The following is a 16,384-nucleotide window of genomic DNA, read 5'->3' on the forward strand; positions in this document are numbered from 1 at the left end:
CGGAGCCGAACGCGCCGCGCGCCGGGCATCAAGGAGACATCATGGGTGTAGTCGGCAAGCACATGTCAGCGCACGCACACGAAAAACCGCAGCCGGGCGCGGCGTCCGACGAGCGGCTGCGCGGCGAAGCGTGGTTCCAGCGCTTTCTCAACCGTCCCGAGTTCGCCGCGATTTCCGGCGCCGTGCTCGTGTTCGCGGTGTTCGCGTTCGGCGCGGGCGGCTCCGGGATGTTCAACCTCGACGGGATCATGAACTGGTCGCAGGTCGCGGCCTACCTCGGCATTCTCGCCGTCGGCGCGTGCCTGCTGATGGTCGCGGGCGAGTTCGACCTGTCGATCGGCTCGATGATCGGCTTCGCCGGGATGATGGTCGCGATCCCGACCGTCTACTTCCACTGGCCGATCTGGCTCGCGGTGCTGTTCGCGTTCGCGGGCTCGATGGCGCTCGGCGCGCTGAACGGCTATCTCGTGATGCGCACGAAGCTGCCGTCGTTCATCGTCACGCTCGCGTTCCTGTTCATCCTGCGCGGCCTGACGCTCGCGCTGTCCATCATGTTCGCCGACCGCACGATCGTCTCGGGCCTCGGCGACTACGCGCACGCCGACGCCGTCGTGCACTTCCTGTTTCAGGGCGTCGCGTTCCACGAGCTGTTCCGCTGGCTCGCGCACGCAGGCGTCGGCCAGTTGCTCGACAACGGCGAGCCGCTCGTGCCCGGCGTGCCGAAGGTGATCCTGTGGTGGTTCGCCGTCACCGCGATCGGCGCGTTCGTGCTCGCGAAGACGCGCTACGGCAACTGGATCCTCGCGGCGGGCGGCGACGCGCACGCGGCGAAGAACGTCGGCGTGCCGGTGCGCCGCGTGAAGATCTCGCTGTTCGTGCTGACCGCGTTCTGCGCGTGCCTGTTCGCCGTGCTGCAGGTGGCCGACATCGGCTCGGCCGCGGCCGACCGCGGGCTGCAGAAGGAATTCGAGGCGATCATCGCCGCGGTGATCGGCGGCACGCTGCTCACGGGCGGCTACGGCTCGGTGATCGGCGCCGCGTTCGGCGCGCTGATCTTCGGCGTCGTGCAGATCGGCATCACCTACACGAACATCAGCTCGGACTGGTTCCGCGTGTTCCTCGGCGTGATGCTGCTCGTCGCCGTGCTGTTCAACCACTACGTGCGCCGCCGCGTGTCGCAGTCGTAACGGAGTTCAAGCATGTCCACGCCAGCATCCAACGATACGATTCTCTCGCTCGAGAACGTCAGCAAGTATTTCGGCAAGGTGATCGCGCTGTCGGGCGTCACGCTGCGCGTCAAGCGCGGCGAGGTGCATTGCCTGCTCGGCGACAACGGCGCCGGCAAGTCGACGCTCATCAAGACGCTCGCGGGCGTGCACCAGCCGTCCGACGGGCAGTATCTCGTCGACGGCAAGCCGGTGCTGTTCGATTCGCCGAAGGACGCGCTCGACCTCGGCATCGCGACCGTCTACCAGGACCTCGCGCTCGTGCCGCTTTTGTCCGTCGCGCGCAACTTCTTCATGGGCCGCGAGCCGCAGAAGAAGCTGTTCGGCCTCGTGAACGTGATGGATCTCGATTCGAGCGCGCAGATCGCCCGCACGAAGCTCGCCGAGATGGGCATCAATGTGCGCGACGCGCACCAGCCGATCGGCACGATGTCGGGCGGCGAGCGCCAGTGCCTCGCGATCGCGCGCGCGATCCACTTCGGCGCGCGCGTGCTGATCCTCGACGAGCCGACCGCCGCGCTCGGCGTCAAGCAGAGCTTCAACGTGCTGAAGCTGATCCACACCGCGCGCGCGAAGGGAATCTCGGTGATCTTCATCACGCACAACGTGCATCACGCGTACCCGATCGGCGATTCGTTCACGCTGCTCAACCGCGGCCGCTCGCTCGGCACGTTCACGAAGGACACGATCAGCAAGAACGAGGTGCTCGACATGATGGCGGGCGGCGCCGAGATGCAGAAGATGATCGCCGAACTCGACGGCGCGACCATTTGATCCAGGACTCGCGATGACTTTCCCTACTCTCCCCTTTGCGCAGAACCGCCCGCTCGACGTGATCTGCATCGGCCGCGTCGCCGTCGATCTCTACGCGCAGCAGATCGGCGCGCGGCTCGAGGATGCGTCGAGCTTCGCGAAATATCTCGGCGGCTCCTCGGGCAACATCGCGTTCGGCTGCGCGCGGCTCGGCCTGAAATCGGCGATGCTCTCGCGCGTCGGCCACGACCACATGGGCCGCTTCGTGCGCGAGACGCTCGCGCGCGAAGGCTGCGACACGAGCCGCCTGCGCACCGATCCCGAGCGCCTGACCGCGCTCGTGCTGCTCGGCCTGAAGGACCGCGACACGTTCCCGCTCGTCTTCCATCGCGAGAACTGCGCGGACATGGCGCTCGACGAAGACGATTTCGACGAGGCGTTCATCGCGTCGTCGAAGGCGCTCCTCATCACCGGCACGCACTTCTCGACCGAGCAGGTGATGCGGGCGAGCCGCCGAGCGCTCGACTACGCGCGCCGCAACCAGGTGCGCACGGTGCTCGACATCGACTATCGCCCCGTGCTGTGGGGCCTGACCGGCAAGGCCGACGGCGAGACGCGCTTCATCGCGAACGAAGGCGTGACCGCGCACCTGCAGCGGATCCTGCCGCTCTTCGACCTGGTGATCGGCACCGAGGAGGAATTCCGCATCGCAGGCGGCAAGGACGCGCTCCCCGATGCGCTCGCGATGGTGCGCGCGGCGACGAGCGCGACGCTCATCGTCAAGCGCGGGCCGCTCGGCTGCTCGATCGTCGACGGCGACGCGCCCGCGGCGCTCGGCGCGCTGCCGATCATCGGCGGCGTCGAGGTCGACGTGATGAACGTGCTCGGCGCGGGCGATGCGTTCGCGTCGGGATTCCTGTCGCAATGGCTGCGCGGCCGGCCGTTCGCCGACGCCGCGCGCGCGGCGAACGCGTGCGGCGCGCTCGTCGTGTCGCGGCACGGCTGCTCGCCCGCGATGCCGACGCCCGCCGAGCTCGCGTATTTCCTCGCCGAGGCGAGGCGCGATCCCGCGCGGATGCGCCGCCCCGATCTCGACCCGACGCTCGCGCGGCTGCATCGGGTGACGCCCGCGCGCACGCCGCGCGACGAGGTGCTCGGCTTCGCGTTCGATCACCGCAACCAGTTCTTCGAGCTCGCGCGGCAAACGGGCGCGAGCGTCGCGCGCATCGATGCGCTCAAGCGCCTGTTCGTCGAGGCGGTCGCGCAGACGGAGGCGCAGCTCGGACTCGCCGGCCGGATCGGCGTGCTGATCGACGACCGCTACGGCCAGGACGCGCTCAACGACGCGACGGGCCGCGGCTGGTGGATCGGCCGACCGGTCGAACTGCCGGGGTCGCTCCCGCTCGAATTCGATCACGGCCGCTCGATCGGCACGACGCTCGTGTCGTGGCCGCAGGAGCACGTCGCGAAGTGCCTCGTCCAATACCATCCGGACGAGGCCGCCGAGCCGCGGATCGAGCAGGAAACGCAGTTGCGCGCGCTGTATGACGCGGTGCAGGCGAGCGGTCACGAGCTGCTGCTCGAAGTGATTCCGCCGCACCGCGCGGATCTGCCGCAGGCGGCCGACACCGTGTACCGCGCGCTCAAGCGCCTGTACAACCTCGGCATCCATCCGGAATGGTGGAAGCTCGCGCCGCTCGACGCGGCCCAATGGCAGGCGATCGACGCGCTGATCGCCGAGCGCGATCCGTACTGCCGCGGCGTCGTGCTGCTCGGGCTGTCGGCGCCCGTCGGCGAGCTCGCCGACGGCTTCAGGGCGGCGGCCGCGTCCGCGACGTGCCGCGGCTTCACGGTCGGCCGCACGATCTTTCACGAGCCGAGCCGCGCGTGGCTCGCGGGCGAGATCGACGACGCCGGGCTGATCGCGCGCGTGCGGCAGACGTTCGAGACGCTGATCGGCGCGTGGCGCGCGGCCCGCGCGGACGCCCGCGCGCACGGCCGGCACGCGGCCGCGCCGCGCGTGGCCGCCTAGGAGCGCGCGCATGAACCGCAGAGCAATGGATGACGAAATCCTACGGAACCCGAGCGTGAACGACCTCATCGACGATCCGGCCGCGAACATCCGCGGCACCGTCCGCCTGACCGCCGCGCAGGCGCTCGTGCGCTATCTGGCCGCGCAGCGCGTCGCGGCGGGCGGCGGCGGCAGCGACACAGCCGACAGCAGCGCGCCCCTGTTCGGCGGCGTGTTCGCGATCTTCGGGCACGGCAATGTCGCGGGCCTGGGCGAAGCGCTGCATCAATACCGCGACGCGCTGCCGACCTACCGCGCGCACAACGAGCAGGCGATGGCGCACAGCGCGATCGCGTACGCGAAGGCGCACATGCGCCGCCGGATGATGGCCGTGACGACGTCGATCGGCCCCGGCGCGACGAACCTCGTCACCGCGGCCGCGCTCGCGCACGTGAACCGGCTGCCGGTGCTGCTGCTGCCGGGCGACGTGTTCGTGTCGCGCGCGCCGGACCCGGTGCTGCAGCAGATCGAGGATTTCCACGACGGCGGGATCTCGGCGAACGACGCGTTCAAGGCCGTATCGCGCTACTTCGACCGGATCGTGCATCCGGCGCAGTTGCTCACCGCGCTGCCGCGCGCGCTGCGCGTGCTCACCGACGCGGCGCTCTGCGGCCCCGTCACGCTCGCGCTGCCGCAGGACGTGCAGGCGATGGCGCACGACTACCCGGCCGAGTTCTTCGCGCCGCGCGTCGTCACGTTTCATGCGCCCGCGCCCGTCGAGGCGGAGCTCGACGCGGCGCTCGCGCGGTTGCGCGCGGCCAGGCGGCCGTTCATCGTCGCGGGCGGCGGCGCGCTGTACAGCGAAGGCGGCGCGGCCGCGCTCGCCGCGTTCGCCGCGCGCCACGGCATTCCGGTCGGCGAGACGCAGGCCGGCAAGAGCGCGCTGCCGTGGGATCATCCGCTGAACGCGGGCGCGATCGGCGTGACGGGCTCGCCCGCCGCGAACGCGCTCGCGCACGACGCCGACTGCGTGATCGCGGTCGGCACGCGGTTGCAGGATTTCACGACGGGCTCGAACACGCTGTTCGCGCACGCGCGCGTCGTCGGCATCAATGCGAATGCGTTCGACGCGCTGAAACACCGCGCGTCGGTCGTGCAGGCCGACGCGCGGCTCGCGCTCGACGCGCTGGGCGCACGCCTCGAAGGCTGGCGCGCCGACGCCGCGTGGACCGCGCGTGCGCAGGCGCTCGCCGGCAACTGGCGCGACGCCGTGACGGCCGTCACGCACGCGCCGCCGCGCGCGGGCGCGCTGCCGTACGACGCCGACGTGATCGGCGCCGTCCAGCGCTCGGCGCCCGATTCGGCCGCGCGCGACATCGCCGTGTGCGCGGCGGGCACACTGCCCGCCGAGTTGCACAAGCTCTGGCGCGCGGCGGTGCCGGGCGGCTACCACGTCGAATACGGCTATTCGTGCATGGGCTACGAGATCGCGGGCGGGCTCGGCGCGAAGCTCGCGAAGCCCGAACGCGACGTGATCGTGATGGTCGGCGACGGCAGCTATCTGATGATGAACAGCGAGATCGCGACGTCGGTGATGCTCGGCGCGAAGCTGATCGTCGTCGTGCTCGACAACCGCGGCTACGGCTGCATCAACCGGCTGCAGCAGGCGTGCGGCGGCGCGCCGTTCAACAACCTGTTCGACGATTGCGCGCAAGGCCCGCTCGGCGCGCCGCGCATCGATTTCGCCGCGCACGCGCGCGCGCTCGGCGCGCACGCGGAGCACGTCGCCGACGTCGCCGCGCTCGAAGCGGCGATGGCGCGCGCCCGCGCGTCCGATCGCACGTACGTGATCTGCATCGACACCGATCCCGCCCGCACGACGCCCGACGGCGGCTGGTGGTGGGAAGTCGCGGTGCCCGAAGTCTCGCCGCGCGACGCGGTGCGCGGCGCGCGCGCGGACTACGAGCGGCACGTCGCCGCGCGCGCGGGCGCCGCTTCCGCTTCGTCTTCAACCTCTACCCCGGAATCATCGACATGAGCGCACCCGAGATCCGTATCGGCATCAATCCGCTGTCGTGGATGAACGACGACCTGCCGTCGCTCGGCGGCGAGACGCCGCTCGCCGTCGCGCTGACCGAGGGCCGCGAGATCGGCTACGAAGGCTTCGAGCTCGGCAACAAATTCCCGCGCGAGCCTCAGGCGCTGAAGGCGCTCCTCGCGCAATACGATCTGTCGCTCGTGTCCGGCTGGTACTCGGGCCGGCTCGCCGAGCGCGGCGTACAGGAAGAGATCGACGCGGTCGGCCCGCATCTCGAGCTGCTCGCGAAGAACGGCGCGACGGTGATGGTCTACGGCGAAGTGGCCGGATCGATCCAGGGCTCGCCCGCGCCGCTCTACCAGCGCCCGCGCTTCGTCGACGGCGCGCAATGGGACGCATACGCCGAGCGCGTCGATGCGTTCGCGCGCCATACGCTCGCGCGGGGCGTGCGGCTCGCCTATCACCATCACATGGGCGCGTACGTCGAATCCCCCGCCGACGTCGACCGCCTGATGGCGAGCACGAGCGATGCGGTGGGCCTGCTGTTCGACGCCGGCCACATGACGTTCGGCGGCGGCGATCCGGCGGCCGAGCTCGCGAAGCACATCGGCCGCGTGTGCCACGTCCACTGCAAGGACGTGCGCCCGGCCGTGATCCGGCTCGCGCGCAACCGCAACTGGAGCTTTCTCGACGCGGTGATCGCGGGTGCGTTCACGGTGCCGGGCGACGGCTCGATCGATTTCCCGACGATCGTCGACATGCTCAAGCGCCACGGCTATCGCGGCTGGCTCGTCGTCGAGGCCGAGCAGGACCCGGCCGTCGCGCCGAGCTACGCGTATGCGCAAAAGGGCTACCGGACGCTGCGCGCGCTCGTCGACGCGCCGCTTTCGCCCGTCGGTCATCAGGAGGCGGCTTAAATGAGTCTGCTCGTCAAGGGCGCGGGCGACGGCACGTCGATCGCGCGCGTCACGCCGGAATCGGCGCACTGGAAACACGTCGGCTTCGCCGCGTATCGGCTGAAGGCAGGCGAGGCGCTCGAGCTCGCCGAGGCCGCGCGCGAAATGTGCATCGTCGTGCTGACGGGCACCGTCGATATCGAAGCGGGCGACGGCACGCGCTGGACCGGGCTCGGCTCGCGCGACAGCGTGTTCGACGGCGTCGCGCCGTATGCGCTGTACCTGCCGCCGAAGCTCGCCGTTACCGTGCGCGCGTCGCGCGACGCGGAGCTCGGCGTCGCGAGCGCGCCCGCGACCGGCCGCTACCCGGCGCGGCTCATCAAGCCGTCGCAGATGCAGCGCTCGGTGCGCGGCAGCGGCGCGAACACGCGCTACGTCTGCGATATCCTGCCGCAGACCGAGCCCGCGGAGTCGCTGCTCGTCGTCGAGGTGCGCACGCCGTCCGGACACTCGTCGAGCTATCCGCCGCACAAGCACGACACCGACAACGTGCCCGCCGAAAGCTCGCTCGAGGAGACGTACTACCATCGCGTGCATCCGCCGCAGGGCTTCGTGTTCCAGCGCGTGTACACCGATTCGCGCGACCTCGACGAATCGATGGCCGCCTGCGACCACGACGTCGTGCTCGTGCCGCGCGGCTATCACCCGGTCGTCGTGCCTTACGGGTATGAGTCGTACTATCTGAACGTGATGGCCGGGCCGACCCGCGTGTGGCACTTCAAGAACGATCCGGCGCACGAGTGGATGCTGAGCGGCGGGCGGTAATGGCAGTCATGGCGGCGACGGCGGAGGCCGGCTCGCCCGTCAGCCGACGCTGAGCCAACGCTCGACGACGCCCGCATCGAGCGCGTTCGCCGCGCCGTCGTAGACGATCCTCCCCCGCCCCATTACCGCGACCCGCGACGCCAGCGCCGGCGCGAGCCGCATCCGCTGCTCGATCAGCAGCAGCGCGACGCCTTGCGCCTTCGCGCCGGCGAGACACGCGCGGATCTGCTCGACGGCGAGCGGCGCGAGCCCTTCGGCCGGCTCGTCGACGATCAGCACGCGCGGCGCGCCGATCAACGCGCGCGCGAGCGCGAGCATCTGCTGCTCGCCGCCCGACAGCACGCCCGCCTTCGTGCGCCAGCGCTCGGCGAGCATCGGATGGCGCTCGCGCGCGGCGGCGAGCGCCGCGCGCGCGGCCGCGCCCGACACGCCGCGCAGGCCGAGCCGCAGATTGTCCTCGACGCTCAGGAGCGCGAACACGTCGCGGCTCTCGGCCACATAGCCGACGCGACGCCGCGCGATCGCGAACGTCGGCGCGCCCGCGACGTCGATGCCGTCGATGCGCACCGTCCCCGCCACCGGCACCATTCCCATGATCGCCTTCGCGAGCGTCGAGCGGCCCGAGCCGTTGCGGCCGACGAGCGCGACGGCCTCGCCCGCCGCGATCCGCAAGTCCACGCCGTCGAGCACCGGCAGCGCGCCGTATCCGGCGCGCACGCCGCGCAATTCGAGGAGCGCGCTCATCGCTCGAACGCCTCGCCGAGATACGCGGCGCGCACGGCCGCGTTCGCGCGGATCGCCGCGGGCGAGCCGGTCGCGACCAGCTCGCCGCGCACGAGCACCGATACGCGATCGGCGAAGCCGAACACCGCGTCCATGTCGTGCTCGATCATCAGCACCGTCTTGCCCGCCGTCGCGCGGCGGATCAGCTCGATCGTCTCGCGCGCCTGCTCGCGGCTCATTCCCGCCGTCGGCTCGTCGAACAGGAACACCGACGCGCCGCTCGCGAGCGCGAGCCCGACGTCGAGCGCGCGCTGCTCCGCGTAGCTCAGACTGCCCGCGAGCGCGTCGCGGCGCGCGGCGAGGCCGATCGACGCAAGCGCCGCGTCGGCCGCGCAATCGAGCGCGGCGGCGCCGGCAAGCCGGCTGCGCCAGCGGCGGCGCTCGCGCGGCGCGTGCAGCGCCGCGCATCGCAGGTTGTCGAGCACGGTCATCCGCGCGAACACGCTCGTCTGCTGGAAGCTGCGCGCAAGCCCGAGGCGCGCGACCGCGTGCGGCGGCCGCCGCCCGAGCTCGACGCCGTTCAGCGCGATGCGGCCGCGCGTCGGCGCAAGCGCGCCCGCGATCAGATTGAAGAGCGTCGACTTGCCGGCGCCGTTCGGGCCGATCAGCGCATGGCGCTCGCCGCAGCGGATCGTCAGATCGATGCCGGCGAGCACCCGCGTCGCGCCGAACGACTTGCCGACGTTCGTCACGCGCAACGCGGGCGGCGCGCTCGCCGCGTGCACGCCGTCGCGGCCGGGAACGGCTGCGGCGGCTCCCGCGGCGGCGATCGTCGCGAACGATGGCGATGACGCGTCGTCGCGCACGCCCGCCGCACGACGCGCGCTCGTCACGTCGGCCGCACTTGCCGCATCGGCCCTGTTGCATGCGCCCGGCGCAACCGATCCGCCTGACACGCCGCTCGTGTCCGTCCCATCGGCGGCCGACGGATTCGCGCGATGCGCGCCGCGCCGCCGCGCCGCATAAGCGAGGCCTGCGGCGAGCGCCGCCGCGACCGCCGCGATCCCCCAGCCGAGCGGCGCGAGCGCATCGAATCGCCAAGGTCCGATCACGGCGCGCCGCCCGTCGTCCTGCGCGAACTGCAACGCATACGCGAGCTCGACGACGAACACGATCGCGACGCCGCCGGCGAGCGCCGCGCCCGCGCCGAAGAGCGCGCCGACAGGCTCGCATCGCCCGCCGAGGCGCGCCGCGCGCCGCCGTCGCGCGCGCCACCAGCCGCTCGCGCCGCCCGGCGCGGCGAGCACGACGGCGACGAACAGCAGCCCGAGATACAGCAGCCACGCGCGCGACACGCTCGCGACGAACACGCTGAAGAAGGTCAGCAGCACCGCGCCGACGACGGGCCCGAAGAACGCCGTCGCGCCGCCGATCACCGTTGCGAACAGCACCGCGCCCGAGCGCAGCATCCCGACGCTCTCCGACGTCGCGACCTCGACGTCGATCAGCGTCAGCGCGCCCGACACGCCGGCGAAGAACGCGGCCGCGATCGCCATCGCGTAGCGCACGCGGCGCGGATCGGTGCCGAGCGCGGCGACGCGCGCCGGATTGTCGCGCACCGCGTTCGCGAGCCGCGCGAATGGCGTGCGCACGAGCATGCGCATCGCGACCGCCGCCGCGACGCACCAGGCGGCGATCAACGCATACGCATGCATCGGCTTGCCGAAATCCCACGCGGCAAGCGCGGGGCCGGCCGCGCGGTCGATCGACACGCCGCCCGCGCCGCCGAACCAGTCGGGCATGCTCCACGCGGCGGCCGCGACGAGCTCGCCGAGCCCGAGCGTGATCATCGCGAACGCGGTGCCCGCGCGGCGCGTCGCGACGAAGCCGAGCAGCGCGCCGAACGCCGCGCCCGCGACGCCGCCCGCGAGCGGCACGAACGGCAGCGGCAGGCCGTAGCGATTGAAGCCGTGCGCGGCGGCGAACGCGCCGAGCCCCGCAAACGCCGCGTGCCCGAACGACAGCAGCCCCGTCGTGCCGAGCAGCAGGTTGTACGACAGCGCGAGCACGATCATCGCGGCCGTCTGCGCGAGATAGCCGAGCATCCAGCCGTGCGGCCACGCGAGCGCGGGCACGACGAGCAGCGCGACGAGCGCGAGCCACGACAGCGCTTCCGGCAAGCGGCTTCTCACGGCGAGCGCGCCGCTAGACATCGGCGCGCTCGCCGAGCAGGCCGCGCGCGCGGCACGCGAGCACCGCGACGAGCAGCAGATACGGAATCAGCGGCGCGAGCTGTGCGAGCGTCAGCGCGCGCCACGCGCCGGGCAGCGCGATGCCCGCCCACTGCGCCGCGTCGCCGAGCGATGCGCGGCTCGCCGTCGCGAACGTCTGCGCGCAGCCGACCGCGAGCGACGCGACGAGCGCGCCCGCGAGCGAGCCGAGCCCGCCGATCACGACCACCGCGAACACGACCGAGCCGAGCGTCTGCGCCATCGCGGGCTCGATCACCGCGAGCGGCGCGCCGATCACGCCGGCGAGCGCGGCGAGCGCGGTGCCCGCGGCGAACACGAGCGTCATCACGCGCGGCACGTCATGGCCGAGCGCCTCGACGGCCGCGCGATGCGTGAGCGCCGCGCGCACGACGAGCCCCGTCTGCGACACGCGCAGCACCGCCCACAGCGCGCCGAGCATCGCGATCGACACGATCATCATGAACGCGCGATAACGCGGGAAAACGGCGCCGTAGACGGTGAACGCCGCGCCGTCGAGCACGGCGGGCACGGGCGCGGCGAGCGGCGCGAGCCCCCAGACGAGCTTCACGCCTTCGGCGATCAGATACGCGAGCCCGAACGTGAGCAGCAATTCGTCGAGATGGCCGCTCGCCCTCACCCGCCTGAGCAGCGTGCGCTCGCACAGCGCGCCGAACGCGCCGACGACGAGCGGCGCGGCGACGAGCGCGACCCAGAAGCTCGTGCGCGCGGCGATCGCGTAGCCTGCGTATGCGCCGAGCATGTAGAAGCTCGCATGCGCGAAATTGAGCACGCCGAGCATGCTGAAGATGAGCGTGAGCCCCGCGCAGAGCATGAACAGCAACAGCCCGTAGCTCAGGCCGTTCAGCAAATCGAGAACGATCGACTGCACCGCGTCAGGCCGCCTGCCCGGCGAGCGGCGCGAGCGCGGCCCGCAACGGCTCGGGCAGCGGCACCGGACGGCGCGTCGCGCGATCGACGTATACGTGCACGAAGTGCCCTTGCGCGGCGGCCGACGCTTCGCCGTGGGCAAAGAGGCCGACCTCGTAGCGCACGCTCGACGAGCCGAGCCGCGCGACCCGCAGCCCCGCCTCGACGCGCTGCGGGAACACGAGCGGCGCGAAGTAGCTGCACTGCGTCTCGACGACGAGGCCGATCGTCTCGCCGCGCTCGACGTCGAGCACGCCGCGGCGGATCAGGTATTCGTTGACGACCGTATCGAAGTAGCTGTAGTAGACGACGTTGTTCACGTGCCCGTAGACATCGTTGTCCATCCAGCGCGTCGTGATCGGCAGGAAGTGGCGATAGGCGCTGCGCGGCAGCGGAACGGGTTTGGTCGAGGACATGTCGGCGCGATGCGAAGAAACGGTTGCTTGACGATGGGTTGAGAATGGCCGGCCGGTCGCGCGGCGATGGCGACGATGATAGCGGCGATGGCGGCGGCGCGCCCGCCGCCGTCACAGCGATTCGACGAGCATGCGCCGATAATCGTCGGCCGACGCGATGCGCGGATTCGTCTTGTGGCAATGATCGGCGAGCGCGCCTTCGATCACGTGGTCGAACACGCGCGCGTCGACGCCCATTTGCGCGAGGCCCGTCGGCAGGCCGAGGCGCGCGGTCATGTCGTGCAGCGCCTGCGGCAGGTCCGCATTCTCCGGCAGGTTCATCACGCGGCGCATCCGCGCATAGCGGCGCTCGGCGACGACGGTCGGCGCGCTTTCGTTGAAGCGCAGCACCGCGGGCAGCACGACCGCGTTCAGCGTGCCGTGATGCAGCGACGTCCTGCCGTTCACCTTCACGCCGCCCAGCGGATGCGACAGCGAATGCACGCAGCCGAGCCCTTTCTGGAACGCCATCGCGCCCTGCATCGATGCGCTCATCATCGCGAGGCGCGCGGCGCGGTCGCCCCCGTCGCGCGTCGCGCGCTCGATGTGCGCCCACGCGCGCTCGAGACCGTCGAGCGCGATGCCGTCGGCGGGCGGATTGAACGCCGGCGCGAGGAAGGTCTCGATGCAGTGCGCAATCGCGTCCATGCCGGTCGCGGCCGTGAGCCCCGGCGGCAGGCCGAGCGTGAGCGACGGATCGCAGATCGCCGCCTTCGGCAGCAGATGCCACGAATGGAAGCCGAGCTTGCGGCCGTCGGTAAGGATCAGGATCGCGCCGCGCGCGACCTCGCTGCCCGTGCCCGATGTCGTCGGCACCGCGATGAGCGGCGCGACGCCCGCGCCGATCCGGTCGCTGCCGCCCTCGATCGTCGCGTATTGCGTGAGCGGCGCCGGATGCGTCGCCGCGATCGCGACGCCCTTCGCAAGATCGATCGCCGAGCCGCCGCCGACCGCGACGAGCCCGTCGCAGCCTTCGTCGCGATAGCGCGCCGCGGCGGCGAGCACGGCCGCCTCCGTCGGGTTCGACGGCGTGTCGTCGAACACCGGCAGCGCGCCCGCCCCGAGCGCCTCGAGCGCGCGATCGACGAGCCCCGCCGCCGCGACGCCCTTGTCCGTCACGACGAGCGGCCGCGCGATGCCGCTGCGCGCGCACTCGGCGCCGAGCATCGCGAGCGCGTCGTCGCCGAGATGGATGTGCGTCAGGTAATGGATGTAGGCCACGGGAAGTCTCCTTCGATCGCGCTCGTTCGAATCGCCCCGCCGCCGCGCAAGCGCGGCCGGCGCGCGGCCCGGCGCTGGACAAGCGGCCGCCGTCCGGGCGAACATGCGACGCCGGGCGCGGCGCACGCGGGGCGTGCCGCACAGAAAAGCATAGATTGCGGCAAATTCCAAGAGGCGCGGCGCAAGGACATTTTCACATCGACGAGGACACATCATGGCAGATCCGCAGCTCATCACGACCGCTTTCGACCTCCCGGGCTACCGGATCGAACGCTCGCTCGGCGTCGCGCGCGGCATCGTCGTGCGTTCGCGCTCGATCGTCGGCACGTTCGGCGCATCGATTCAAACGCTGTTCGGCGGCAACATCTCGCTCTACACGTCGCTGTGCGAGCGCGCGCGGCAGGACGCTTACGAGCGGATGGTCGACGAGGCGCGGCGGCTGGGCGGCAACGCGATCGTCGGGATGCGCTACGACGCGACCGAGATCGCGTCAGGCGTGACCGAGGTGCTGTGCTACGGCACCGCAGTGCAGGCGGCGCGCGCCGGCTGACGCGGGCATCGCGGGCAGCGGGCGGCGCGACGCGTTGCTACGTCGTCATGGCGGGTTCCCGCCGTCATCCGTTATCGTTCGTTATCCGTTGTTCGCGGCGGCCCCAGGGAAATCGACGAATTCGAACTCGAGGCCGCGCGCGCGCATCCAGTCGGCGACCGCCTGGCCGGTGCCCGCGCGCCACGGGCGCAGCTTCGGCGGGTCGATGAGCCGATACTCGAGCAACTCGGGCGACAGGCGAATCGTCCCGTTCGCACGCACGTGATACGCGATGATCAGTTCGTTCTTGCGGATGAATTCGTAGACGCCGACGAGCGTCACCGATTCGGCCTCGAGCGACGTCTCCTCGCGCACTTCGCGCGCGATGCCCGCCTCGGGCGTCTCGCTGTGCTCGAGGAAGCCGGTGATGAGCGCGAACATTCCCTCGGGCCATGCGGCGTTGCGCGCGAGCAGAATCCTGCCTTCGTACTCGACGATCGCCGCGACGACGGGCACCGGGTTGTTCCAGTGGACGTAGCCGCAGGTTGCGTCGGGACACGCGCGGCGCACGCGGCCGCCCTCCTCGACGGGATCGGCGCGCTCGGCGAGCGCTCGCGCGCAGCGAGGACAGAAACGGTAGTCTGCGGTGGTCATTGTCGGGGACGAGTCGATTCGTTCTTCCGAACGCGTCGGGCGAATCCGGCCGGCTGTTCGGGTCGTGAAGACCTCATTCTAGCGAGTTCGAACGGCACGGACGCGGGCGGCGAACCGCGTTCCGGCCTTGACGGCGCCCCCGGCCACAGCCCGGCAACCCGGCAACCCGGCGCCGACCATCGCGCGATCGCTCCCCGCCGGCGCCCACTCGCGCCCCCTCTTCAGCGCGCCTTCACCGATACGAACTTCCGCTCGCTCCCCCGCTGAATCAACACCGCGACTGTTTTCCCCGCCTTCGCCTCCAACGCCGGCACCATGTCCGGCGTCTCGATCAGCGTATCGTCGAATTCCAGCACGACGTCGCCCGGCCGAATGCCCGCGCTCGCCGCCGGCCCGCGCACCGCGTCGACCACCATGCCGACAGGCAATCCCGTCGAGCGGCGCTCGTCGTCCGTCAGCGGATGCATCGTCAGGCCGAGGCGGTCCGCGCCACCCGCCTCGCTGCGGCCCGCGCGCGCGTTCCCCGCCGCCGACGACACGCCCGCCGCCGCACTCGCACCGAGCATCACCGTCATCGGCATCCGGTTGCGGATCAGCGTGATCGGCGTGCTCGCCGCGGGCGGCAGCGCCGCCACGTCGCCGGTGAGCTCGGACGAGCCGCCGACGGGCCTGTCGCCGATCTGCACGATCACGTCGCCCGGCTTCAGGCCGGCCACGGCCGCGGGCGACCCCGGCTCGACCGCGTTGACGAGCGCGCCCGCCGGCCGCGGCAAGCCGAACGCCGCCGCGAGCCCGGGGCCGACGTCCTGCACGTCGACGCCGAGCCCGTTCTGCGCCGCCGCGCGCTGCGCCGGCTGCGTCCGCGGCGCCGGCGGAACCGGCGGCTGCGCCTGCTGCCGCGCTTGTTGCTGCGCTTGTTGCTGTGCTTGCAGCACCTGCGCGCGCACCTTGGCCGCCATGTCGATCGGAATCGCGAACGTCACGGCCGGATTGCGATCGCCGCTTCCGTAGATTTGCACGTCGATGCCGACCACCTCGCCCGCGCGGTTGAACACCGGCCCCCCCGAGTTATCGAGGTTGCCGGTCACGTCGGTCTGGAAGAACGGGAAGCTGCCGCCGTCGGGCAGCGTGCGCGACGTCGCGCTGACGATGCCCGTCGTCACCGTGTTCGCCGAGCCGGCTGGCGTGCCGATCGTCAGCACCGGCTCGCCCGCGCGCACCCGGGACGAATTGCCGAGCCGCACGGTCGGCAGCCTCGTCGCGTCGATCTGCAGGACGGCCACGTCGCTCTGGTCGTCAACTGCGAGCACCCGCGCCTTGAATTCGCGCCGGTCGATCAGCCGGACCGTCGCTTCGCTCGCCTGGCCGACCACGTAGGCGGTCGTCAGGATGATCCCGTCGGCGCTGACGATGAAACCGGACCCGGCGCCCGCCATCGCGCGCGGCCCGTTGTCCAGCGACACGGGCGGCTGCGCGGCGAACTTGAAGTACGCGAAGAACGGATCGTCGGGATCGAGCGCCTCGAGACCGGACGCCGACATCTGCGGCTCCTGCGCAGGCACGCTCACGCTGACGACCGCGGGTCCGTATCGTTCGACGAGCGTGGGAAAATCGATCGGCCCCGCGGGACCGGTCTGCGCGATTCGCTTCGCCTTCGCGGACGGCGACAGCGTGCCCGCTGCGATCTGCGTCGGCTGCAGGCAGGCGAAGCCGGCAAGCACTGCCCCGAGCGCTGCAGCGTGAATCAGGGCGCGGCCAAGCGTTTGACGAAACACAGTGCACCTCCAAGGCAGTCGTTATGCCAGGGGCTCGTCGCGCGACGCGCGAAGGACTAGCACGCACTGATGAATCAATTATTGCATAGCGGCCGACGA

At 71.5% G+C, this 16,384-nt stretch carries 14 protein-coding genes; 7 read left to right on the forward strand and 7 right to left on the reverse strand.

The window, feature by feature from the left end; translation table 11 throughout:
• Positions 1-41: 41 nt before the first annotated feature.
• The 6 genes from AQ610_RS11140 to iolB are packed head-to-tail and all read left to right on the forward strand — an operon-like array spanning position 42 to position 7,749.
• Positions 42-1,187, forward strand: a complete 1,146-nt coding sequence (locus AQ610_RS11140) for an ABC transporter permease (protein WP_006026468.1) — start codon at positions 42-44, stop codon at positions 1,185-1,187.
• A gap of 12 nt (positions 1,188-1,199) precedes the next feature.
• Positions 1,200-2,000: an ATP-binding cassette domain-containing protein gene (locus tag AQ610_RS11145; protein WP_006026467.1), complete on the forward strand. Its 801-nt coding sequence runs from the start codon at positions 1,200-1,202 to the stop codon at positions 1,998-2,000.
• A gap of 13 nt (positions 2,001-2,013) precedes the next feature.
• Positions 2,014-4,011, forward strand: coding sequence for a bifunctional 5-dehydro-2-deoxygluconokinase/5-dehydro-2-deoxyphosphogluconate aldolase (locus AQ610_RS11150; RefSeq protein ID WP_043282566.1), 1,998 nt, complete (start codon positions 2,014-2,016; stop codon positions 4,009-4,011).
• 10 nt (positions 4,012-4,021) lie between these two features.
• The gene (iolD, locus tag AQ610_RS11155; protein WP_006026465.1) at positions 4,022-6,028 is read left to right on the forward strand and encodes a 3D-(3,5/4)-trihydroxycyclohexane-1,2-dione acylhydrolase (decyclizing); all 2,007 of its coding nucleotides are present in this window, start codon (positions 4,022-4,024) and stop codon (positions 6,026-6,028) included.
• Entirely contained in the window at positions 6,025-6,945 is a 921-nt protein-coding gene (gene iolE / locus AQ610_RS11160; RefSeq protein ID WP_006026464.1) for a myo-inosose-2 dehydratase, read from the forward strand. Before iolD ends, iolE begins: the two co-directional genes overlap by 4 nt.
• On the forward strand, positions 6,946-7,749 hold the full coding sequence (iolB, locus tag AQ610_RS11165) for a 5-deoxy-glucuronate isomerase (RefSeq protein ID WP_006026463.1): 804 nt from the start codon (positions 6,946-6,948) through the stop codon (positions 7,747-7,749).
• Between the two features lie 39 nt (positions 7,750-7,788).
• Here the strand turns inward: iolB and AQ610_RS11170 are convergent, their stop codons facing one another.
• The 5 genes from AQ610_RS11170 to gbd form a co-directional block, all read right to left on the reverse strand.
• Positions 7,789-8,493: an ABC transporter ATP-binding protein gene (locus AQ610_RS11170; protein WP_006026462.1), complete on the reverse strand. Its 705-nt coding sequence runs from the start codon at positions 8,491-8,493 to the stop codon at positions 7,789-7,791.
• Entirely contained in the window at positions 8,490-10,685 is a 2,196-nt protein-coding gene (locus AQ610_RS11175) for a branched-chain amino acid ABC transporter ATP-binding protein/permease (protein ID WP_045554853.1), read from the reverse strand. The genes AQ610_RS11170 and AQ610_RS11175 overlap by 4 nt, the downstream gene beginning before the upstream one ends.
• Positions 10,678-11,613 carry a branched-chain amino acid ABC transporter permease gene (locus AQ610_RS11180; RefSeq protein WP_015601720.1) on the reverse strand — a complete coding sequence of 312 codons (936 nt, stop codon included), beginning with the start codon at positions 11,611-11,613 and terminating at the stop codon, positions 10,678-10,680. The genes AQ610_RS11175 and AQ610_RS11180 overlap by 8 nt, the downstream gene beginning before the upstream one ends.
• A gap of 4 nt (positions 11,614-11,617) precedes the next feature.
• A complete protein-coding gene (locus AQ610_RS11185) occupies positions 11,618-12,067 on the reverse strand; it encodes an acyl-CoA thioesterase (protein ID WP_006026459.1) in 450 nt (149 codons plus the stop codon).
• A 111-nt stretch (positions 12,068-12,178) separates the two neighbouring features.
• A complete protein-coding gene (gbd, locus tag AQ610_RS11190) occupies positions 12,179-13,327 on the reverse strand; it encodes a 4-hydroxybutyrate dehydrogenase (RefSeq protein ID WP_006026458.1) in 1,149 nt (382 codons plus the stop codon).
• A 214-nt stretch (positions 13,328-13,541) separates the two neighbouring features.
• Here gbd and AQ610_RS11195 point away from each other — a divergent pair, with 214 nt between their 5' ends.
• Positions 13,542-13,877, forward strand: a complete 336-nt coding sequence (locus tag AQ610_RS11195) for a YbjQ family protein (protein WP_006026457.1) — start codon at positions 13,542-13,544, stop codon at positions 13,875-13,877.
• Positions 13,878-13,958: 81 nt separating this feature from the next.
• Here AQ610_RS11195 and AQ610_RS11200 read toward each other — a convergent pair whose 3' ends face one another.
• Positions 13,959-14,510, reverse strand: coding sequence for an NUDIX domain-containing protein (locus AQ610_RS11200; protein ID WP_006026456.1), 552 nt, complete (start codon positions 14,508-14,510; stop codon positions 13,959-13,961).
• Positions 14,511-14,731: 221 nt separating this feature from the next.
• Positions 14,732-16,285 carry a trypsin-like peptidase domain-containing protein gene (locus tag AQ610_RS11205; protein ID WP_043282563.1) on the reverse strand — a complete coding sequence of 518 codons (1,554 nt, stop codon included), beginning with the start codon at positions 16,283-16,285 and terminating at the stop codon, positions 14,732-14,734.
• Between the last annotated feature and the right edge of the window lie 99 nt (positions 16,286-16,384).

Origin of the sequence: Burkholderia humptydooensis, from assembly GCF_001513745.1 — a bacterium.
In the GTDB taxonomy this organism is placed as follows: Bacteria; Pseudomonadota; Gammaproteobacteria; order Burkholderiales; family Burkholderiaceae; genus Burkholderia; species Burkholderia humptydooensis.